Origin of the sequence: Komagataeibacter xylinus (genome assembly GCF_009834365.1) — a bacterium.
In the GTDB taxonomy this organism is placed as follows: Bacteria; Pseudomonadota; Alphaproteobacteria; order Acetobacterales; family Acetobacteraceae; genus Komagataeibacter; species Komagataeibacter xylinus_D.
The window spans coordinates 452,860-474,094 of record NZ_CP041348.1; the positions used below are offsets into that span (position 1 = coordinate 452,860).

General features: G+C 64.2%; 23 protein-coding genes. 1 reads left to right on the forward strand and 22 read right to left on the reverse strand.

What is annotated here, in order from left to right; genetic code table 11:
• Positions 1-9 precede the first annotated feature (9 nt).
• The 4 genes from yidC to rpmH form a co-directional block, all read right to left on the reverse strand.
• Positions 10-1,785, reverse strand: coding sequence for a membrane protein insertase YidC (yidC, locus tag FMA36_RS02205; RefSeq protein ID WP_159260472.1), 1,776 nt, complete (start codon positions 1,783-1,785; stop codon positions 10-12).
• Positions 1,785-2,069: a membrane protein insertion efficiency factor YidD gene (gene yidD / locus FMA36_RS02210; RefSeq protein WP_110566655.1), complete on the reverse strand. Its 285-nt coding sequence runs from the start codon at positions 2,067-2,069 to the stop codon at positions 1,785-1,787. Before yidD ends, yidC begins: the two co-directional genes overlap by 1 nt.
• Positions 2,066-2,416, reverse strand: coding sequence for a ribonuclease P protein component (gene rnpA, locus FMA36_RS02215; protein WP_159263505.1), 351 nt, complete (start codon positions 2,414-2,416; stop codon positions 2,066-2,068). Before rnpA ends, yidD begins: the two co-directional genes overlap by 4 nt.
• 75 nt (positions 2,417-2,491) lie before the next feature.
• On the reverse strand, positions 2,492-2,626 hold the full coding sequence (gene rpmH / locus FMA36_RS02220; RefSeq protein WP_078526639.1) for a 50S ribosomal protein L34: 135 nt from the start codon (positions 2,624-2,626) through the stop codon (positions 2,492-2,494).
• Positions 2,627-2,778: 152 nt separating this feature from the next.
• Between rpmH and FMA36_RS02225 the strand changes: the two genes are divergently transcribed.
• Positions 2,779-3,006 carry a hypothetical protein gene (locus FMA36_RS02225; protein ID WP_159260474.1) on the forward strand — a complete coding sequence of 76 codons (228 nt, stop codon included), beginning with the start codon at positions 2,779-2,781 and terminating at the stop codon, positions 3,004-3,006.
• Positions 3,007-3,012: 6 nt separating this feature from the next.
• Here FMA36_RS02225 and gloA read toward each other — a convergent pair whose 3' ends face one another.
• The 18 genes from gloA to FMA36_RS02315 form a co-directional block, all read right to left on the reverse strand.
• Positions 3,013-3,411 carry a lactoylglutathione lyase gene (gene gloA / locus FMA36_RS02230; RefSeq protein ID WP_159260477.1) on the reverse strand — a complete coding sequence of 133 codons (399 nt, stop codon included), beginning with the start codon at positions 3,409-3,411 and terminating at the stop codon, positions 3,013-3,015.
• A gap of 14 nt (positions 3,412-3,425) precedes the next feature.
• Positions 3,426-4,295, reverse strand: a complete 870-nt coding sequence (locus FMA36_RS02235) for an LpxI family protein (RefSeq protein WP_159260479.1) — start codon at positions 4,293-4,295, stop codon at positions 3,426-3,428.
• On the reverse strand, positions 4,285-5,136 hold the full coding sequence (lpxA, locus tag FMA36_RS02240; RefSeq protein WP_159263507.1) for an acyl-ACP--UDP-N-acetylglucosamine O-acyltransferase: 852 nt from the start codon (positions 5,134-5,136) through the stop codon (positions 4,285-4,287). Before lpxA ends, FMA36_RS02235 begins: the two co-directional genes overlap by 11 nt.
• Positions 5,137-5,238: 102 nt before the next feature.
• On the reverse strand, positions 5,239-5,724 hold the full coding sequence (fabZ, locus tag FMA36_RS02245; RefSeq protein ID WP_078528062.1) for a 3-hydroxyacyl-ACP dehydratase FabZ: 486 nt from the start codon (positions 5,722-5,724) through the stop codon (positions 5,239-5,241).
• Between the two features lie 93 nt (positions 5,725-5,817).
• Complete coding sequence (lpxD, locus tag FMA36_RS02250; protein ID WP_240906452.1) at positions 5,818-6,900, reverse strand: UDP-3-O-(3-hydroxymyristoyl)glucosamine N-acyltransferase; 1,083 nt, start codon at positions 6,898-6,900, stop codon at positions 5,818-5,820.
• Between the two features lie 10 nt (positions 6,901-6,910).
• Positions 6,911-7,765, reverse strand: a complete 855-nt coding sequence (locus FMA36_RS02255; protein ID WP_159260482.1) for an OmpH/Skp family outer membrane protein — start codon at positions 7,763-7,765, stop codon at positions 6,911-6,913.
• A gap of 7 nt (positions 7,766-7,772) precedes the next feature.
• Positions 7,773-10,232, reverse strand: a complete 2,460-nt coding sequence (gene bamA, locus FMA36_RS02260; protein WP_206065165.1) for an outer membrane protein assembly factor BamA — start codon at positions 10,230-10,232, stop codon at positions 7,773-7,775.
• A 150-nt stretch (positions 10,233-10,382) separates the two neighbouring features.
• On the reverse strand, positions 10,383-11,492 hold the full coding sequence (gene rseP / locus FMA36_RS02265; protein ID WP_159260484.1) for an RIP metalloprotease RseP: 1,110 nt from the start codon (positions 11,490-11,492) through the stop codon (positions 10,383-10,385).
• A 48-nt stretch (positions 11,493-11,540) separates the two neighbouring features.
• Positions 11,541-12,698 (reverse strand): 1-deoxy-D-xylulose-5-phosphate reductoisomerase, encoded by a 1,158-nt coding sequence (gene dxr, locus FMA36_RS02270; protein WP_159260486.1) that lies wholly within the window; start codon positions 12,696-12,698, stop codon positions 11,541-11,543.
• 44 nt (positions 12,699-12,742) lie between these two features.
• On the reverse strand, positions 12,743-13,588 hold the full coding sequence (locus FMA36_RS02275; RefSeq protein ID WP_159260488.1) for a phosphatidate cytidylyltransferase: 846 nt from the start codon (positions 13,586-13,588) through the stop codon (positions 12,743-12,745).
• The gene (gene uppS, locus FMA36_RS02280; RefSeq protein ID WP_240906540.1) at positions 13,572-14,246 is read right to left on the reverse strand and encodes a polyprenyl diphosphate synthase; all 675 of its coding nucleotides are present in this window, start codon (positions 14,244-14,246) and stop codon (positions 13,572-13,574) included. Before uppS ends, FMA36_RS02275 begins: the two co-directional genes overlap by 17 nt.
• 131 nt (positions 14,247-14,377) lie before the next feature.
• Positions 14,378-14,944 (reverse strand): ribosome recycling factor, encoded by a 567-nt coding sequence (gene frr / locus FMA36_RS02285; RefSeq protein WP_061271562.1) that lies wholly within the window; start codon positions 14,942-14,944, stop codon positions 14,378-14,380.
• Between the two features lie 67 nt (positions 14,945-15,011).
• Positions 15,012-15,752: a UMP kinase gene (gene pyrH / locus FMA36_RS02290; RefSeq protein ID WP_078526615.1), complete on the reverse strand. Its 741-nt coding sequence runs from the start codon at positions 15,750-15,752 to the stop codon at positions 15,012-15,014.
• Positions 15,753-15,869: 117 nt separating this feature from the next.
• Positions 15,870-16,784, reverse strand: a complete 915-nt coding sequence (gene era / locus FMA36_RS02295) for a GTPase Era (RefSeq protein WP_159260493.1) — start codon at positions 16,782-16,784, stop codon at positions 15,870-15,872.
• Positions 16,781-17,557, reverse strand: a complete 777-nt coding sequence (gene rnc, locus FMA36_RS02300; protein WP_159260495.1) for a ribonuclease III — start codon at positions 17,555-17,557, stop codon at positions 16,781-16,783. The genes era and rnc overlap by 4 nt, the downstream gene beginning before the upstream one ends.
• 2 nt (positions 17,558-17,559) lie before the next feature.
• The gene (gene lepB, locus FMA36_RS02305; protein ID WP_159260497.1) at positions 17,560-18,360 is read right to left on the reverse strand and encodes a signal peptidase I; all 801 of its coding nucleotides are present in this window, start codon (positions 18,358-18,360) and stop codon (positions 17,560-17,562) included.
• Positions 18,361-18,487: 127 nt separating this feature from the next.
• The gene (gene acpS, locus FMA36_RS02310; RefSeq protein ID WP_159260499.1) at positions 18,488-18,901 is read right to left on the reverse strand and encodes a holo-ACP synthase; all 414 of its coding nucleotides are present in this window, start codon (positions 18,899-18,901) and stop codon (positions 18,488-18,490) included.
• Between the two features lie 7 nt (positions 18,902-18,908).
• Positions 18,909-21,203, reverse strand: coding sequence for a RelA/SpoT family protein (locus FMA36_RS02315; RefSeq protein ID WP_159263511.1), 2,295 nt, complete (start codon positions 21,201-21,203; stop codon positions 18,909-18,911).
• Positions 21,204-21,235 lie beyond the last annotated feature (32 nt).

Genomic DNA, 21,235 nt, shown 5'->3' on the forward strand with positions numbered 1-21,235 from the left:
TCCCTACGATCACTTCTTCCCGGCCGGAAGCTTGGGCTGGCTGGTCGCAGCGGCGGCCTTCGTGTTCATGCGGCGCTGGATCACCGTCTGCTGCAGCATGGTCAGCAGATTGTTCCAGCAATAATAGATCACGAGGCCAGCGGGCTGGCGCGCCATGAAGAAGGTGAAGATGATCGGCATGAACTGGAACATCTTCTGCTGCGCCGGATCCACCGAAGGTGCCGGGTTCAGCTTCTGCTGGATGAACATGGTCAGCCCGAACGCCATCGGCCACAGGCCAAGCTGGAGCATGGGCGAGATGACCGACGGATCCCACGGGATCAGCCCGAACAGGGTGAACAGGTTTGTGGGGTCAAAAGCCGAGAGGTCATGGATCCAGCCAAAGAACGGCGCGTGACGCATCTCGATGGTCACGTACAGATCCTTGTACAGGCACCAGAACACCGGAATCTGCAGCAGCACGGGCAGGCAGCCGCTGGCCGGGTTCACGCCTTCCTGCTTGTAAAGCGCGATCATCTGCTGGTTGAGCGCCATCTGGTCGTCTTTATAACGCTCGCGCAGGGCTTTGATCTTGGGCTGGAGCTGGCGCATCTTGCCCATGGAGTGGAACTGCTTGGTGGCGAGCGGGAAGAACAGCGCCTTGACCAGCAGGGTGAACGCCATCAGCGCAAGGCCAAAATTGCCCAGCATGGTGTTCAGCCAGTCCAGCACCGTGAAGATGGGGCGCGTCAGGAACGCAAACCAGCCAAAATCAACCGCTTTCCAGAAATCGGGGATATGCAGGCTGGACTCATATTTCTCCAGCAGCGGCACTTCCTTCGCACCGGCAAAGACATGGCTTTCGGTGCTGGCCTCGCCGCCTGCCGCTACAACGAGCGGCGCGCGCGCGGTAAAGCCGACATCATAGATGCCCTTGTCGCCACCCTGCGAGAGGAAGGCGTAGTTGGCCGCAACATCACTATCCTGCTGCGGAATGACGGCAGACAGCCAGTATTTGTCGGTAATGCCAGCCCAGCCACCCTGGCCGGACTTGGACCACGCAATATTGCCCGGCGGCACGGCGGCCTTGCGCAGCGACTTGTAGGAGCTTTCGTCAAGCCGGTGGTCAATGACCGAGATCGGCCCTTCATGCACTAGGTAGCCACCCGTCTCGACCGGCGTGTAGCCACGCTCCACGCGTGAGAACGGATAGAGGGACACCCCATCGCTGCCATGGTTGACCACCTTCTGCGTGACCGCGAACATGTAGTTCTGATCAATGGCGATGGTGATCTGGAACACCTGACCCTGGCCGTTATCCCAGCTCAGGGTCACGGGCTGCGCCTCGGTCAGCTTATCGTGGTCGGCGGTCCATACCGTATTGGCGTCGGGCACGCGCACCTGGCCACCACTGACATTGGTCCAGCCCACCTCGACAAGGTTGGGCTGCGCTTCGCCGCGCCGCTCGAGCACGCGCACCAGCGGGCTGCCGTCCTTGACGGTTTCATGGTAATTCTTGAGCACGAGGTCATCAAGCCGTGCGCCGCGCAGGTCAAGCGAGCCAGCCACCCGGCCAGCATCAATCGTAACCCGCGGGTCGGGCGCATCAGACTTTGCTGCCTGGTCGGCAGTCTGGTCGGCCGCCGGGGTAGCCGCGCCATCGGCTGCAGCAGGAGCGGGCGCCGGTGCAGGCGCGGGAGCCTGCTGCTCGACCGTCTTATGGTTCTGCTGTGGCAGGAAATATTCGAAACCGACCAGCACCACGGCAGACAGTGCCGTTGCCACCATAAAACGCTTGATATCCATCAGCGACCCGCCAGACTTTTACTGTTTTGCATGCCACAGCCGCAGGCCGTGCCGGGAACAGGGTCATGACCGCCCGCGTTCCACGGGTTGCAGCGCAGGATGCGCCACCCGGCCAGCACGCTGCCGCGCCCTGCCCCATGAAGGGCAATCGCGTCACGCGCATAATGACTGCATGAAGGAGAGAAACGGCAATGCGCGCCCCAGATGGGACGGATCACCAGTTGATATGCGCGAATCATCGCGCGCAGCACATGGGCGGGCAGGCTGATGGAAGACGTACTCACGATCCTTCCTTCACCCCGGCCTTGCTCAGGGCCTTGCGGTAATCGGCCAGAAGCGACTCGAACCGCCGCCCCCGCGTGCCAGAACGGCCTATGACCACGATATCGGTGCCTTCAAGCGCCTGTTCGCGGCCAACAATCCGCACCACCTCGCGCAGGCGTCGCCGCACGCGGTTCCGCACGACGGAATTACCTACTTTTTTGGTAACGGTAAAACCAAAGCGGGCGACATCCGCATCACCGCGTTCAAGCGCCTGCAGCACCAGCCCCGGCATGGGGGCCTTGCGGCCCTTGGCCGCGACCCGCAGGAACTCGGCGCGTTTTTTAAGACGCGTGGACTGATCGGCCACTTCAAGCCGCCCCTTTGTAGAGACATTCATCGTTGCGGGCTCCTGAAAGCCCGTAACGTAAAGACGTCACCTGCCTCAGGCAGAAAGACGCTTGCGGCCCTTGCTGCGACGGTTTGCAACAATCTTGCGGCCACCAACGGTTTCCATACGCGAACGGAAGCCGTGGCGACGCTTGCGGACCAGCTTCGAGGGTTGATACGTGCGCTTCACAACGGCACTCCCAGATTGACAATGACAGACAGGTTACGGAATAAATTCCATCAGGCCCCGCACCATGCACAAGACCCGAGCGGCGCCTTATACTGCCGCTTTCGGGCAACGTCAATGCTGCCCGCCCTTTGAGCCCGAACCGGATGATTTCCATGCCCAGCTCCAGCCCCGACTCCACTGCTGCCATGACCGAAGCGCTCAGGCGGCACATCCACGACATCCGTGGCCACCTCTCGCCTGCCATGCTGCGGGCGGATTCGCTGGCCCTGAGCAAGGATGAGCGCACGCGAACTGCCGCGCGCGACATTATTGCAGCCCTCGAGGCCACCACGAAGGAACTCAGCGCCATGCGCCGCCTGCTGCCCGCACGCCAGCCCTGAGGGAAATCAGGCGTGGGGGTGCTTTTCGATCAGTTCGATCTTGTAGCCGTCCGGGTCTTCCACAAAGGCGATGAAGGTCGTGCCGAATTTGACCGGCCCCGGCTCGCGCGTGACCTTGCCGCCACCCGCGCGCACCTTCTCCACCAGCGCCTTCACATCCGGCACGCCCAGCGCGAAGTGACCGAAACCGGCGCCCACGTCATAGCCATCATCAACGCCCCAGTTATAGGTCAGCTCAATTTCGGCCTGGCCTGCGGCATTGTCGCCATAACCAATGAATACAAGGGTGTATTTGCCTTCCGGCACTACCTTGCGCCGTAGTTCCTGCATGCCCAGCAACTGGTAAAAGGCGAGGCTTGCCTCAAGGTCGCGCACGCGCACCATGGTATGGAGGTAGGTTCCCACTGGCATTTTCCCCTTCAGGTTGTTTTTGCGTCCCCGCCCGCAAATCCGGTCAGGAACAGTCCGGCCTCATCCGCCATGGCAATGCAGGCGGCAGGGTCGGTCATAAGCGTGGCCCCGGCCTCAATGGCAATACCGCGCAGCCCTGCCGCCGCCGCACCCGCTACCGTGCGCGGCCCGATGGTGGGCAGGTCGGCGCGGCGCTCCTGGTCGGGCTTGGCCATTTTGACCAGAACGCCACCGGGCCGGTCAGGTTGCCGCAACGCGCCCACGCGCCCGAGCATGAGGTCGGTGCCTTCCAGCGCCTCGACCGCCAGCACCAGCCCGCCCTGCACCACGCAGCCCTGCCCGATATCAAGCGCGCCAAGCTGACGCACCACCCGGCGGCCGAGTTCCATGTCTGCCAGAGCCGCTGCATCAGGCGCCTGCTGCCCCATCGGGCCATGACGGGCCACGGAACCGGCAAGATATTCATGCGCGCCGCGAATGGAGAAGCCTTCCTCACCCAGCACGCGCACAATGGCGCCGAGCAGACCATCATCGCCAGCGAACAGGGCCTTGCCGATGCGCGCGAGAATGCGCGCACCCGTGGCATCAGGCCGCAGATTGACAAGGGAGGGTCGCCGCACCGGGCCAATCAGCACCAGATCGCGGCAGCCATGTTCATGCAGGGCGGACAGGATTTCACCCGCCGCGGCAAGGCGGATCATGCGGTGAGGCCAGGGGCCGATCACATCCGGCTCGGCAAACCCCTGAAACCCCACGATAAAAACCTGTCCCCCGGCCTGCGTTATCGCTCGGGCCACCTGGCCGGGCAACGGACCGCCACCAGCAAGGATGCCGACACACTGCCCCGCAAGCCGACCGGCTTCTCGCTCAGGCGCCATCGCTCTCGATCATGTCGCCGCCCTGCACGCGTACAAGCCCGCGATGGCTGGGAGCTGCGATAAAATCAAGAATTTCAACCACGCGCGCATCATCGGCATAGGTCTTGCGCACGTGCTCGAGTCGGGTCTGGAACACGGTACCGGTCGCATGGGCCGCCTTGGGATACAGCGCACGGAAGGCCTGGCGCATGCGCCGGATCTCATCGGGCTGCACGCCATTGCGCCGCAGCCAGATCCAGTGCAGCCCCACCAGCCGCGCACGGTTGCCCAGCACACTGCCATACGGGATCACGTCGGCTTCCACGCCGCACACACCGCCCACAAGGGCCGCACGGCCGATGCGCACGAACTGGTGCAGTGCAGCCGCCCCCATGATGCGGGCATCATCACCAATCGTGACATGGCCGCCCATGACCACGTTGTTGACGATGATCACCCCACGCCCGAGCGTGCAGTCATGCGCCACATGGGAGTTGGCCATGATCAGGCAGTCCGGCCCGATGCGGGTGACGCCCGTACCGGTGGCCGTGCCACGATGGATGGTCACGTTTTCACGGATGATGGTGCGGGCCCCTACCACGCACGCGGTCGGCTCGCCCCTGTATTTCAGGTCCTGCGGCGCCATGCCCACGGTGGTGAACGGGTAGCACACGACCCCTTCGCCCAGCGTGGTGTGCCCGTCAATCACCACATGCGAGATCAGTTCGGCATTATCGCCGATCTCGACATCAGGCCCGACCGTGCACCACGGCCCGATCCGGACCCCGCTGCCAATGCGCGCCTGGCTGGAAACAATGGATGACGGATGGATTTCAGGCGCTTTGTCACGCCGTTCATCCAGTTGGGTACCGTTAGATGAACTTCCTGCCAGAATAGCCTCCATCCCCGCAAGTAACTGTTGCTTCGCAAAGCGGAGCCGCGCAGCGGCCCGTTCCCAGCGGGATTACCCCATGATCATGGCGCTGAATGTTGCCTCGGCAACGGACACGCCATCAACGCGCGCAACGCCCTTGAACTTCCAGACATTGGCGCGGCTGCGTTCCTTCTCCACATGAATGTGCAGCTGGTCGCCCGGGCCTACGGGGCGGCGGAACTTCGCACCGTCGATGGTCATGAAATAGACCAGCTTGCCCTCGAAGGCCTGCCCGAGCGTCAGCACCACGAGGGTTGCCGCGGTCTGGGCCATCGCCTCGATGATGAGCACGCCCGGCATGACGGGACGGGCAGGAAAATGCCCCTGGAAATGCGGCTCGTTGACCGTGACATTCTTGATGCCAACCGCCGACTGCCCCAGCACGATATCGACCATGCGGTCAATCAGCAGGAACGGATAGCGATGGGGAATCGCTTCCATGATCCGCATGATGTCAATCGATTCCAGGGTCGCAGGCTTGGCGTCCGCTGGCAGTGCCTCTACTTCTTTATCCACGTCGTCCAACCACTTGTTCGGTAAGGAGGGGAAACCTGCCACCAGATGGGCCAGGCGCCTCCTACCGGTTGAATATCTGATGACGTCTGGCGATCAGGCCTTGTCAGCCTTTTCCCCGCCGCCATCCTGCGTCGTTTTCCTGGCCATTCGACGCAGAAAAGCCACGTTCCGGAAGAACTCCCGGAAAGGCATCGCCGGACTGCCGATCACGTCGGCCCCGGCATCCACATCGGACATGACACCACACTGCGCCCCGATACGGGCCTTGGTACCGATCTTGATGTGTCCGATCAGCCCGGCCTGCGCCGCGACGGTCACGAAATCACCCAGTTCGGTTGAACCGGAAATTCCTGCCTGGGACACGACGATACAGCAGCGTCCCAGCCGGGCATTATGGCCAATCTGCACCAGATTGTCGAGACGCGAGCCCGCGCCGATCACGGTATCACGGATCGACCCGCGATCCACCGTGGAATTGGCGCCGATCTCCACCCCGTCCTCCAGAATGACACGGCCAAGCTGCGGCACGTTCTCGAAGCCCTCGGGCGTTACGGCAAAGCCGAACCCGTCCTGCCCGATGCGCGCGCCGGGCAGCAGGGTTACCCGCTCGCCCAGCAGCGCGTGCGAGATGGCGACATGCGCGCCAATACGGCAGCGCGCGCCGATCTCGACACCCGCGCCAATACTGGCATGGGTGCCGATATCCACGCCCGCCCCCACACGCACCCGCTCACCGAGCACGGCAAACGCGCCGATGGCGGCGGTAGGATCAATCTCGCAGTTCGCGCCGATTACGGCGGTGGGGTGAATGCCAGGTGTGACCGGCGGCGCGGGATAGAACAGCGTGGCGATGCGCGCCCAGGCCTGATACGGCGCGCGCGACACCAGCACCGCCGCATGCGCGGGCACCTTGTCAGCAAAGGCGGGAGCCACGATCACGGCCCCTGCGCCGGTGCCTTCAAGCAGGGGCAGGTAACGGCGGTTATCAAGAAAGCTGACCTGCGCGCGCGTAGCGGATTGCAGGGGCGCTATGCCGGTAAAGCGGGATGCCTCGCCACCATCTCTGGGCGCGCGCAGTTCAGCCCCGCCGCACCGGGCCAGATCTGCCAGATCAAAAGGCCCCTGCGTGACAAAGAAGCGTGGATCGCCCGGTATGTTGTCCGGCGTCACTGTCATGAAACGGCCCTTAATGCTTGGCGGGTGCTGCAGCCGCCGGGGCGGGCGCGGGCTTGTCGGCATCGGCGGTGGTGGGCATGGTGCCCGATTTGGCCAGCACTTCAGGGTCGGCATCCGCTGCGGGAATGAAGACGGTGGGCAGCGCTGCGTTGAGCTGGGTTGCCACCTGCTGCGTAATATCAAGCGGCTCCTGGCTCAGGGCCACCTGCTCACGGTGCAGCACGAGGTTCATGCTGCGGCTGGCGGCCACCTGCCGAATGATCTGGACCAGCTCACGCTCGATCTGGCCCAACGCCACCTGGGCTGCCTCCTGAATCACGCGGTTGCGGTTGCGGAAATCTTTCTGCGCCGCCATGACCCGCTCCTGCAGCTTGCGCTCCTGGGCCTGGATCTGGTCGGACGACATGGTCTTCGCCTGGCCCTGCAGCTTCTGCTGCTCATCACGCCAGCCAGCCTGCTCCTTCTGCGCCTCACGCGCGAGGTCATCACGCCGGGCGCCAAGCACGCGCTCGGCCTGCTGGGCCGCACTCGACAGGCGCATCACTTCCGGCACGCTGATCACACCAATAACAGGCGCGGGCGGCGGTGCACTCTTGGGCACGTCAGGCGCCTTGGGCACGGGCGGCAGCGGCAGGATCGGGGGATTCTGGGACTGCGCTTCCTCGGTATCGGCCGGGGCGGCGGCGAGCGGCATGGGGGGCGCCGCCTCATGCTGGGGGGCATGGGCCGCAGGCTGCGATGCCTTGGGCACGAACCACCCGGCATTGCCGCCGGATCCCTGCGCATGGGCGCTCGATACGGCCTGATATCCCCACCCGAGCAGAGCGGTTGCGGCAAGCAGACGGATGCCGGATTTACGCAACATTATCACCTCAGAATTGTTGGCCGAAGCCGAAGCGGAGCAGCTGGGTCCTGTCATTGGTTCCCTTGTGCAGGGGAACACCCAGATCGATATTCACGAGACCGAACGGACTCTTCCACGCAATGCCCACACCTGTCGAGACAACAGGCGTCAGCGTATCATCGTAGACCGGGGTATATTTCGGCCAGTCCTTCATGGAGGTGTAGCGACGGCGCACACGCAGGCCGTCGAGGCCGCCCATATCAACAAAGTAACGGCCCTTGATGCCCATGGCCGAGGCAAACGGAATGGGGAAGTCCACCTGCGCCGAGGCCGTATACATGAAGCGGCCGCCAAGGAAGTCCTGCTGCGAATGCATCGGGTTGCCGTCACGCGCAGGGATCGCGTAGCTTCGCGGCCCGACGCCACCATCCATGAAGCCGCGCAGCGAGTTACCACCAAGGTAGAAGTTATCGATGATGTCGCTGCGGCCGCCGCCCCAGTTCATGATGTCACCCGCGCCACCACGGAAGCTGACGGTCCACTCATGGTTGCCCATGATGCTGTCGAGCGGAATGTAGTACGCCGCATCGACCTTGCCGCGCAGGTAGCGCTCGTTGCCGCCGATACCCGCGAAGTCACCACCCACGCGTACCACGAAACCTTTATGCGGCTGCTGCCGCCGATCGCGTGTATCGTATGTCAGTGTGGTGCTAAGCTGCGACAGCAGCGACCAGCCGGACTGATCCTGCACGTAATATGACGAATCCGACCACGTATCATCCACCTGCCGGTCGGTCAGCGTATAGTTCCACGACTGCGACAGGTGGTTGTTGTAGGAATAGCCCATCCGCAGCGTGATGCCATACCGGCCTTCAGAATAGCTCTGATAGGTCATGTAATGGTTCTGCATGCCGAAGATATCGATACCGGCCACAAGGTTGCGGTTGAGGAAATACGGGTCGGTCAGCGAGATGTCGGCCTGGTCTTCATAATACGCGGCGGTGCCGGTAAAGCCGGCATCAATGCCGGTGCCGAGCAGGTTATGCTGCTTGAGGCCAAGGTTGCCGAGCACGCCCGCATCGGTCGAATAACCGCCACCGAGCGAGAACTCGCCGGTAGGCTTTTCCACCACATCGGCCGAGATGTTGACCTTGTCCGGCGCGGACCCCGGAGTCTGGTCGATCGACACGGTCTTGAAGAAGCCGAGGTCTTCAAGAATCATCTTGGAATATTTGCGGTCGAGCGGGGTGTACGGGTCGCCTTCAGCCATGGGCAGCTGGCGGCGGATCACCTTGTCCTCGGTAATGGTGTTGCCGTTGATGTCGATGCGCTCGACATACATCCGCGGCCCTTCGCTGATGTCGAACAACAGATTGACGGTGCGCTTTTCGGGGTTGCGGGCAATCTCGGGGTGCACCATGGCGAAGGGATACCCCTTGCCCTGCAGCAGTTCCTGCATGTTGGTGGCATTATGCTGGATCGCGCTGCCATCGTACCACTGCCCATGAAAGAGCGAGATGTACTTCTTCATCGAATCCGCCGAGACATGCCGCAGCGAGGACTGCACGCTCATCTTGTTCAGGCGGTAGCGGGGGCCTTCTTCCATCGTGTAGGTGATGTAGAAGCTTTTGCGGTCGGGCGAGAGCTCGCCCGTGGCGTTCTTGACCTGAAAATCGACAAAGCCGTTCTTCAGGTAGAAACGATGCAGCAGTTCGGCATCATATTTGATGCGCTCGGGGTTGTACTGGTCGCTTGAGGCAAAGAAGCGGTACCATGCCGTCTCCTTCGAGGAAACGATGCCCGCGAGCTGTGCGCTGCTGAACGACTTGTTGCCAACGAACGTGACCTTCTTGATCAGGGTCTTCTGCGCTTCGTTGATATGGAAGATCACATCCACCCGGTTATGCGCAAGCCGGATGATCTGGGGGGTGACGGTGGCGGCGTAACGCGCCTTTTCGGCATAGACGCCCAGAATCTTCTGCCGGTCGGCCGAAATGCCCTGCGGCGAGTAGACCGCGCGCGGGCGCAGCGAGATGACCTTGGTCAGGTCCTCGTCCTTGGCGGCGTGATTGCCCTCGAACACGATGCGATTGACGATCGGGTTCTCGACCACATGCACTTCAAGCACGTTACCCACGCGCTTGAGCGTTACATCATGGAACAGGCCGGTGGCGTAGAGCGTCTTGAGCGAACGGTCGAGCAGATCCTGATTGAACCGGTCACCGGGCTGCACGACCATATAGGACAGGATGGTGCTGGTCTCGATCCGGCTGTTGCCCTTGATGTCAACCGCCTCGATCGGGTCCTCCAGCGGGGGGGGCTTGATCGCCTCCACCTGGGGGGCCTGAGCCTCATCCGCGCCGCCGGGCGCCGCCTCTCCACCGAATGGCGTGTTCTGTGCCGCTTCATCCTGTGCGTAGGCGCCAGCGGTCCAGAACAGCGGCACAACGCAGACAGACGCAAGCAGCGCTGAACGTTTACTCGACAATATCGCTATTCCTCACCACTCGGCATGCGGATCAGCCATGCATTAAGACCGGATGGAGGGCCGGCTCCCTTCCTGTCATGTATCAGCCTTGGTGGCGCACCTATCCGATATACACCACACTGTGCAAGCACTTGTATCACTCAGTGCACCTTACCCGTGTCCAGCGCGCGACGCGAGCCACTGAAACAGCCCAAAATGTGACAGATCGTTAAATGTCGAAAACAGGAATAGCCCGGCGATAAGGGCGAAGCCAACCTGGAAGCTGACCTCCTGCACCCGGCGCGAGACCGGTCGCCCCAGAATAGCCTCAAAAATATAAAATACCAGCCGCCCGCCATCAAGAATCGGCACCGGAAACAGGTTGATCAGCCCAAGATTGATCGACAGCAGCGCCATGAAGGAAACGAGGCTCGCCACACCGTACTGCGCCACCTGCCCCGACATCTGGGCAATGCGCAGCGGGCCACCAAGATCCTTGGCGGTGTGCTGGCCGGTGACCATCTGCCACAGCCCCTCAAGAGTCTGGACAGAAACGTTCCACGTCTCTTTCACCGCCGAGACGAAGGCGTGCGGCAGGGATTGTGGCCTGTCGATTGTAACGGCAAAGACCACGCCAAGCTGGCCATGCGGCCTGCCGCCCTTTTCCTCCACACTGCCGATACGGACGGGCAGCGTGCTGTCGCCACCCGTGCGGTGAATGCCCAGCGTGGTGTCCAGGCCCGGCCGGGCGGCCACGAAGTCATGCAGGTCGGTCGCGTCACGCACGGCATGGTCGCCCACGCGCGTGATCACATCGCCCTTTTCAACGCCGGCCACAGCGGCAGCACTGCCTGGCGCCACCGTGTCAACCTGCGTCAGCAGGCGGGGCTGGCCCGTCGTGGCATACAGGCCGGTAAACAGCACGATGGCGAGCAGGAAATTGAAAACCGGCCCTGCCAGGATCACGATGGCCCGCGAGCCTACCGGCTTGTCATGAAAAGTGCGACCGGGCTGCCATGCGGCCTTCTGTTCCTCGGTCGCGTCTTCCGGCCCTTCGAATCCGTGCGGGCGCACGTAGCCGCCCAGTGGCACCGGGCACAGCCGCCATTCCGTGCCTACGCTGTCATGCCAGCGCAGCAGCGGGCGGCCGAATCCGATCGAAAACACCTCGACATGCACGCCACGCCAGCGGGCGGCAAGATAGTGACCAAGTTCGTGGATGAAGACCAGCACTCCCAACACAAAGGAGAACGCCAGAAGGGTCCGGATCAGATCATGCATGAATGCTAAGCTATCCCCCGATGGCCGCCATGACCATCCACAATCACATCAAGCCGCGCGGGCAGCAGTGCGCAGGCGGGCGACACGACGGGCCTCGCCATCCCAGTGCAGGACCTGTGCCAGCGTATCCGCGCGCTGCGGCCCGATGGACTGCATCACGTCCTCGACGATGCGGGCAATATCGAGAAAGCCGATTTCGCGCTTGAGGAAAGCCTCGACCGCGATTTCATTCGCCCCTGACAGGATGGCCGGCATGGCCCCGCCCACGCGCAGGGATTCGCGCGCAAGGCGCAGCGCGGGGAAGCGGACTTCATCAGGTGCTTCAAAATCAAGCCGCGCCAGCGCCGCAAGGTCGAGCCGGGGCGAGTTGGTGGGCATGCGCCGGGGCCAGGCCAGCGTGTGGGCGATGGGAATGCGCATGTCAGCCGAGCCAAGCTGGGCCACGATGGAGCCATCGGTATACTGCACCATGCCATGCACCACGGATTGCGGATGCACGACCACGCCAAGCTTGTCCTCGGTCACGTTGAACAGGCGGGCGGCCTCGATCAGTTCCAGCCCCTTGTTGAACATGGTGGCGGAATCGATGGTGATCTTGGCGCCCATGGTCCAGGTCGGGTGCTTGAGGGCGGCCTCAAGCGGGGCCTTTTCCATTTCCTCAAGCGTTGCGCGGCGGAACGGGCCGCCCGATGCGGTCAGGATGATCTGCTCGACCTCATCGGCCTGCTTGTCAGCCATGGACTGGAACACGGCGTTATGCTCGGAATCGACCGGCAGCAGCGTTGCTCCCGCATCGGCCACAGCCTTGAGCATGACATCGCCCGCGCAGACCAGCGCCTCCTTGTTGGCAAGGGCCACGGCATTGCCGTTCTTCACCGCTGCCAGCGTGGGCTCCAGGCCGATGGCACCCGTAATGGCCGCCATGGTCCAGTCAACCGGCAGGCTTGCCGCCTCGATCACGGCCTTGCGGCCACCGGCGGTCTCGATATCCGTGCCTGCCAGCAGGGTTTCCAGTTCCGGCAGCAGGCTTTCATCGGCAATGACCGCGCGCCTTGCGCCCAGGGCGCGAGCCTGCTCGGCCAGCTTGGCTACATTGCGCCCGCCCACCAGCGCGCCGGTGCTGAACTGCCCGGGCGCCTGTAGCAGCAGGTCTACCGTAGAGCAGCCGATGCTGCCCGTACTGCCCAGAACGGAAACTGTCTTCATTGCAACCTTATTCCCCAAAACGTCCCATGGCCGGGATCATGGCTTCAGTGCTGGCCCACATACCAGAAAGCAGCCCGCCCTGCCGCCCCCAAAGACAGCAGGGCCGCCATGGGAGCCGCAACCAGCAGCCCGTCAAAACGGTCGAGCAGGCCGCCATGGCCGGGCAGGATGGTGCCCGAATCCTTTACGCCACGCGCCCGCTTGAGCGCGCTTTCCGCCAGGTCACCCACCTGGGCGGCCAGTGCTATCACGCCACCAAACACGGCCCCCCGCCACAGCACGCCCGGCTGGGCTGCAGGCATGAGGCTCGCGATCAGCATGCCGCCGAGCACCGCGCACGCAAGGCCCCCGATGGAGCCGGACCAGGTCTTGGCAGGTGAAATGCGCGGTGCGAGCTTGGGCCCGCCAAACAGGCGGCCTGCCATGTAGGCCCCGGTATCGCTCAGCGCCACGCAGGATACGACAAACAGGACCACCCCTGCCCCCGGATCGCTCATGCTGCGCAGCCACAGAAGCGACAGCCCGGCACAGCCAATGGCCACCTGCCCTGCCCCGAGTGCCGGACCAAGGACAAGCCCGGCCACCATGACCAGCAGCGCACCACTCCAATGGCCGGCCACAGCGGCAATGCCGATGCACGCGGCCCATGCCATGCACAACTGCCCGCGCCGCGTTTCAAGCCCGAAGCCGAACATCCGCGCCCATTCGACTGCCATGCCTGCCATGGCCAGCACGATCATCGCGCCATAAAGCAGGCCGCCATACCACACGCACAGCCCCGCGCACGGTATCAGCACCGCAGCCGACAGCACGCGCGCGCGCAGGTCTTTCCAGTTGCCGGATTTCACAGGCGCGCCAGAAGCCGCCGCCCCTTCACGCCGGTCTTGCACCGAATCGCCTTTCACGCCGCGAATAGATCTCGAGCACGGTATCGAAATGCGCTTCGTCAAAATCCGGCCAGGGCGTATCGAGAAAAACCAGTTCGGCATAGGCCGACTGCCACAGCAGGAAGTTCGACAGGCGGCTCTCGCCGCTGGTGCGCACCACCAGGTCGGGGTCGGGCATGCCTGCGGTCAGCAGGGCGCTCGCAAAGACGGACTCATCAATCTCGTCAGCCGCGATATCGCCCCGCGCCACGGCCTGCGCCATGCGGGCCGCCGCCTGCACGATATCCGCCCGCCCGCCGTAAGACAGCGCAAGAACCAGCACCAGCCGGTCATTGCCCATGGTCACCTGCTCGGCACGCCGTGCTTCTTCCTGAATGTCAGGGGGGAAGCGCGTCAGATCGCCGATGATGCGCAGCCGCACCCCTTCACGCGACAGTTCGGCCACCTTGTGCCGCAGGTAAAAGCGCAGCAGCCCGGTCAGGTCAGCGACCTCGCCGGGCGTGCGCCGCCAGTTTTCGGATGAAAAGGCATAAAGCGTAAGCCACTTCACGCCGCGCTTGACGGCGACCGTAACAGTGCGCTGCACCGCCTCCGCCCCGGCGCGATGGCCCGCAAGCAGCGGCAGCCCCCGCGTATTGGCCCAGCGCCCGTTGCCATCCATGATGATGGCAACATGCTCGGGCAGGCACGCAGCGCCTGCAACCGGATGATCTGACCCGGACAAGACCTGATCGTCCTCCTTAGTCATGCGCGATAGGGGTGGGAAAAGCGGGACAGGGATGCACGGACGGGTCAGACCTGCTTGATCTCGCGTTCTTTCTCGACCAGCAGGTCGTCCACGCGCTTGACGTACTGGTCCGTCAGCTTCTGGATCGCGTCAGACCACGTCTTCACGTCGTCCTCGCTGATGTCGCCTGCCTTCTCCAGCTTCTTGGTCTGGTCCATGCCATCGCGGCGCACGCCGCGCACGGCAATCTTGCCGTTCTCGGCATATTTGCCAGCGGCGCGGGCCAGTTCGTTACGGCGCTCTTCCGTCAGCTGCGGAATGGGCACGCGCACGGTCTGGCCATCGGCTGCCGGGTTCAGGCCCAGCCCTGCATCGCGGATCGCGCGCTCGACAGCACCCACCAGCGTGCGGTCCCATACCTGCACCGTCAGCATGCGCGCCTCGGGCACGGCAATGGAGCCGACCTGGGTCAGCGGCACTTCGCCGCCATAGGCTTCAACGCGCACCGGCTCCAGCAGGGCCGGGCTGGCACGGCCCGAACGCAGGCCCGCGAAATCACGGCGCAGGCTTTCGATGGCGCCGTCCATGCGGCGGGTCAGATCCGCCAGCAAACTTTTCTGATCGACAGACACTGTGGCCCTCCTTCTAATAATCAATCCATCGCCCGGCGCGGTTGCGCCACGGGTGCTCTGGCGTGCGTCAGTCCGCCGCCACGATGGTGGTAAAACGCCCCTCGCCCCGCATCACGCGCGAGAAGGGTTCCTGGCCGTGAATGTTGAAGACCACGATGGGCAGGCGGTTCTCGCGCGCCAGGCTGATGGCGGCGGCATCCATGACATTGAGGTCATTGGCCAACACATCGCGGTAGGTCAGGGTGTCGTAACGCGTGGCATCGGGGTGCTTGCGCGGGTCGGCGGAATAGACGCCATCGACCTGCGTGCCCTTGAACAGGGCATCGCATTCCATCTCGGCAGCCCGCAGCGCAGCCCCCGTATCGGTGGTGAAGAACGGGTTGCCGGTACCTGCGGCGAAGATCACCACCCGCCCCTTTTCCATGTGCCGCACGGCGCGGCGGCGGATATAGGGCTCGGCAATGGAGGACATGTGAATGGCCGTCATGACCCGCGTGGGCACGCCGTGGCGCTCGAGCGAGTTCTGCATGAGCAGCGCGTTGATCACGGTAGCCAGCATGCCGGCGTAATCGCCCTGCGCGCGGTCCATGCCGCGGGCCGCCGCTGCAACCCCACGGAAGATGTTGCCACCGCCAATGACAAGACAAACCTCGACCCCGGTCCGCGCCACGGCCGCCACGTCAACTGCAATGGCGTCAACCGTTGCCGGATCGACGCCGTAAGACCCGCTCCCCATCAGGGCCTCGCCTGACACCTTGAGCAGAACACGCTTGTATGACGGAGCGGGGGTTTTGACGGGCTGGGTCATTGGGCCTCGGAACAGGTCAGGCAAACAGGGCTAGGGACGGGCAGGCCGCCCGGCCATGCCCTGTCATATAGACGGATGCCCCCCCCCACAAGCCGATGATGCCGCTCTTTTGAGGATTCAGGAAATGTCATCCAGGCCGATGGCACGCAGGCGGGCGCGCTCCTCGTCCCATCCCGCGCGTTCCTTCACGTTAAGGAAAAGGTGACAGTTACGCCCCAGAAGGCGGCCAAGTTCGCGCCGCGCCTTTTCGCCAATGGCGCGAATCCGGCTTCCCTTCTCGCCAATCAGGATCGCCTTGTGCGAGGCGCGCGTGACATAGATCGTCACCTCGATGCGCACCGAGCCATCAGGACGTTCCTCAAAGCTTTCCGTCTCCGCGGTGGCGGCATAGGGCACTTCCTGATGGGTCTGCAGGAACACCTGCTCGCGCACCAGCTCGGCGGCCAGCAGGCGGTCGGGCAGGTCGGTCAGGTCATCCTCGGGGTAGAGATAGGGGCCTTTGGGCAGTTCGGCGGCCAGGCGGTCGAGCAGGTCGTCCACCCCCTCGCCCGAGCGCGCGCTGACCATGAACACGTGCTCGACCGGCAGAATGGCGGAAAGCTGGGCCGTAAGCGGCAGAAGCATGTCACGCTTGACGAGATCGGTCTTGTTGAGCACCAGCCACAGCCTGCGCTTCTGTTCGGCCAGGCGGGTGGCAATCGCGTGCAGCGCATCGGTCATGCCAGCGCGTGCATCGACGATGAGCAGGGTGATGTCCGCATCTTCCGAGCCGGTCCAGGCGGCAGCGACCATGGCGCGGTCGAGCTTGCGCCTGGGCTGGAAGATGCCCGGCGTATCAACGAGCAGCATCTGGGTCGTGCCGCGCATGAGAATGCCCAGCACCCGAAAGCGCGTGGTCTGCGCCTTGGGGCTGACGATGGACAGCTTGGTGCCCGCCATGCGGTTGAGCAGCGTGGACTTGCCCGCATTGGGCGCGCCCACAATGGCCACGAAACCGCAGCGTGTCGTATGATCAGTATCCTGGCCGGTCATTGTCCCTGCCCTTTACGGTTCGTGGTGGTGGCGGCCTGGCTGTCTACGCCGAGCTGGCGCAGCAGGTCCGATGCGGCATCGCTTTCAGCCGCGCGCTTGCTGCCGGCAATGCCTTGCCCGGTCCTGCCCTGCGCATCAACCGCAATGACAAAACGCGGCGCGTGTGATGGCCCGTCCGAGGAGACGACACGGTATTGTGGCAGCGGCAGCCCGCGCCCGAGCACCCATTCCTGCAATGCCGTCTTGGGGTCCTTGGGCGGGCGGGCCTGGGCTACGATGGCGTCGCGCCACATGCGCCGCACGAAGGCGCGGGCCGGGTCGAGCCCCCCATCGAGATACATGGCGCCGAGCAGCGCCTCGACCGCATCGGCCAGCACGGTAGCCATCTGCCGTACGCCCGCGCGCGCTTCATGTTCAGCTACGTCCAGCGCCGATTGCAGCTCCATTTCATGGGCCACCTGCGCCAGCACCGTGCGCGAGACCAGATGGGCATGCCGCGGGCCAAGTGCGCCTTCCTGCTCATCAGGAAAGCGCTCGAGCAACCATTCGGCCATGACCAGCCCGAGCACCCGATCACCAATGAATTCAAGGCGTTCGTTCGATCCTGCCCCCCTTCTGGCCACGCTGAGGCGCGTGCGGCGGTTGCCGCTGCGCTCATGCGCCGCCGAGCGGTGGGTCAGCGCGCGCAACAGCAGTTCGGGGCGCGTGAAGTGATAGTCCAGGCACGCCTCCAGCCGCCTGATCTCGGCCGCGGGAACGCGCTCGGCCTCCATGATCAGTGCACCCCCATGAAGAGGCGGCCCCAGCGGATCTCGCTGGGCCAGTACCACACCTGCCAGAACGGATGCGCGTTATCGACCGACATGAAGATCCACTTCGCCTGCCCCACCAGATTCTCCATCGGCACGAAGCCGAGGTCCTGCGGTTCATCGCCCATGAAGCGGCTGTCGGCGCTGTCATCGCGGTTGTCGCCCATGGCGAAGAAGTAGCCCGGCGGCACCACATATTCCGGCGTGTCGTTCTTGCCGCCCTCATCGGTCAGCTTCAGGATATCATGCGCCACGGGGCCGTGGCCGCCGCTGCCGGGCAGGATCTCGCGGTAGCGGTCGCCTTCCATGCGGGTGCGGTGCTCGTCAATGGCGGCATAATCGCCTTCGGGCTCGCGGGGGACTTCGGTGCCGTTGAGGTAGAGCTTGCCCTCGCGCATCTGCACCGTATCACCCGGCAGGCCAACGATGCGCTTGATGTAGTCGATCGAGGTATCCTTGGTGAAGCGGAACACCGCCACATCGCCCCGATGGGGCATGCTGCTGAAGATCCGCCCCTCGAACAGGTCGGGCGCACCGGGCAGCGCGAAATGCGAGTAGCCATAGCTGTATTTGGCCACCCACACGTAATCGCCCACCTGCAGCGTCGGGATCATGGAGCCGGACGGAATGTTGAACGGCTCGAACAGCACCGTGCGCACGGTCAGGGCGAGCACGCCGGCTATGACCACGGTGCGCACGAGTTCGAGCAGCCCGCCGGAGCGGCGCTCAGGCTCGGCCTGCGAGAGAATTGTCTTGTTATCGTCCATTGGCATGTCTGTATCTTCAATCCGGGTCTGGCATCGACCGGACAGGCTGCACCGGACGAATAACGTGCGGATCAAGCCCACGCGCGCCCTGCCTGTCAAGCATTGCCCAAGGGCAGCGTGAAGGGCATCAGGCGACGGCCGCCTTCTCCGCCATGATCATGACCTGGGCAAAGGCATAGGGGTGCTCATCGGTCATGGTCAGGAATATGCGGGCTTCATGACCTGCGGGCAGCAGGGCCTCAAGCCGCGCCTGCGCCCCGCCTGAAAGCCGCATGACCGGCTGGCCACCGGGCAGGTTCTCCACGCCAAGGTCGCTATGGAACACGCCACGGGCAAAGCCCGTGCCCAGCGCCTTGGCGCAGGCCTCCTTTGCCGCCCAGCGCTTGGCGTAGGTGCCCAGCCGCGCATTGCCCTGCCTGCGCGCGGCGGCCTGCTGCTCGCGCGCGGTGAACACGCGGTTGATGAAGCGCGCGCCATGCCGGGCCAGGACCGTCTCGATCCGCCGCGCATCGCACAGGTCCGAACCGATGCCGATCAGCATGGCCTGACTATCCCCTTGCCCGTTCAACCTGCACCACGCCCTTGGCGGCCCGCAGCGCCACCATGATGGCGGTCAGGTGCCGCAGGTCGCGTACCTCGATATCGGCAAGGATCTCCATGAATTCAAGCTGCCGGTTGACGATGCGCAGGTTCATCATCACGCCCTCATGCTTGGCGGCGATGTTGGTCAGCGTGGCAAGCATGGCGGGCTCGTTGGCGGTGACCACGCTCAGCCGCCCGGTATGGTGGCCGGTGACATTGCGGGCGATCAGGTCGTAATCCCAGTCGAGGTCCATGAACCGCTCGGGGGTGGCGGCAAAGGTTTCCAGCGTCTGGCAGCCCAGCGTATGCACCGTGATGCCCTTGCCGGTGGAGACAATGCCCACGATCCGGTCGCCGGGCAGCGGGTGGCAGCACCCGGCAAAATGCACCGCCATGCCCGCACCCACGCCTGCAAGCGCCATGCCGCCAGCCGCCGGCTTGCGCCGCCCCGGAATGCCGCCACTCAGCGCGCCGCCCGCAGGGGCACGCATGGACAGGCCCGGCACCATGCGCGGCGCACGCGGGGCGCGGCGCAGTTCGGGGTAGGCCAGTTGCACCACCTCGCGCGCGGACTGGTTGCCATTGCCCACGGCCACGTACAGGTCGGCCACGCTTTGCAGGCGCAGATCCTTGAGCAGGCTGTCGAGCACCTTTTCCGAGCCATCCACCCCTTCCTGCCGGAAGGCCTTGGCCAGCGCCACGCGCCCGCTTTCCAGATGGGCCTCGCGCTGCTGGAGCGCTACATGCCGGCGGATGCGCGCGCGCGCCTTGCCAGTGGCGACAAACCGCTCCCACGAGGGCGAGGGCGTGCCGCCGCGCGCGGTCATGATCTCGACCTGATCGCCATTCTGCAACTCGTGGCGCAGCGGCATCAGGCGCCCATTGATGCGGGCCCCCACGCAGGTATCGCCCACCTGGCTGTGCACGGCATAGGCGAAGTCAACCGGGGTTGCCCCGCGCGGCAGCGAGATAAGCTGCCCCTTGGGCGTGAAGCAGAAGACCTGATCCTGATAGAGTTCGAGCTTGGTGTTCTCGAGAAACTCATCGGGGGCCGATGAATCCTCCAGGATGTCGAGCAGGTCCTGCACCCAGCGCAGGCCAGAGACCACGCCTTTGGTCGCCCCCTTTGCCGCAACATCGGGCAGCTGCTTGTACAGCCAGTGCGAGGCCACGCCGTTCTCGGCCACGTCGTGCATTTCCGCCGTGCGGATCTGCACCTCGATCTTCTGGTTGCGCGGGTGGCGCAGCGTCACCCCGGTATGCAGGCTCTGGTAGCCGTTGGCCTTGGGGGTGGAGATATAGTCCTTGAACCGCCCGGCAATGACCGGATAGGCGGCATGCACGGCACCAAGCGCGATATAGCACGCCTCCCGCGAGGGCACGATGATGCGGAAGGCCATGATGTCGGAAAGCTGCTCGAAGGCGACATTGCGTCGCTGCATCTTTTCCCAGATGGAATAGGGCGTCTTTTCGCGCCCCGTCACCTCCACGCCCTCCAGCCCGGCATCGACGCACAGGGCCTGGAGTTCGCGGCGGATCTCCTCGATGACATCGGCACCCTGCCCGCGCAGGTAGTTCAGCCGGGCGCGGATGGTGGCCATCGCCTCGGGCTCGAGGGCGGCGAAGGACAGGTTCTGAAGCTCGACCTTGACCTTGTCCATGCCGATACGGCCGGCAAGGGGGGCGTAGATCTCCATCGTCTCGCGGGCGATGCGCTGCCTGCGGTCGATACGCTGCACGTAATGCAGCGTACGCATGTTGTGCAGCCGGTCGGCCAGCTTGACGAGAAGCACGCGAATATCGCGCGACATGGCCAGCACGAGCTTGCGGAAATTCTCCGCCTGCTTGGTGCGGTCGGACTGGAGTTCGAGCCTTGTGAGCTTGGTGACGCCATCGACCAGTTCGGCAACCGTATCGCCAAACTGTTCGCGCAACTGCTTCTGGGTCACCCCGGTATCTTCCACCGTATCGTGCAGCAGCGCTGTCACGATCGAGGCGGTATCGAGGTGGAAACCCGCAAGGATGTTGGCCACGGCCAGCGGGTGGGTGATGTAGGGGTCGCCGTTATCGCGCGCCTGGCCCGCATGGGCGGCCTGGGCCACGGCAAAGGCCCGGCGGATCAGTTCCGCATCGGCGGTGGGGTCGTACGCATGGATGCGCCGGATCAGCCCCTCGCAGGAAAGAACGCGCTCCCCGCCCTCATGCCGCGCTGGAAGGGTGGCTGCAGGCACTGCCACACCACCCGTGGCAGGCACGGGCAGGGAGGAAGATGTAGTTTCCGATCCGGTCGGGT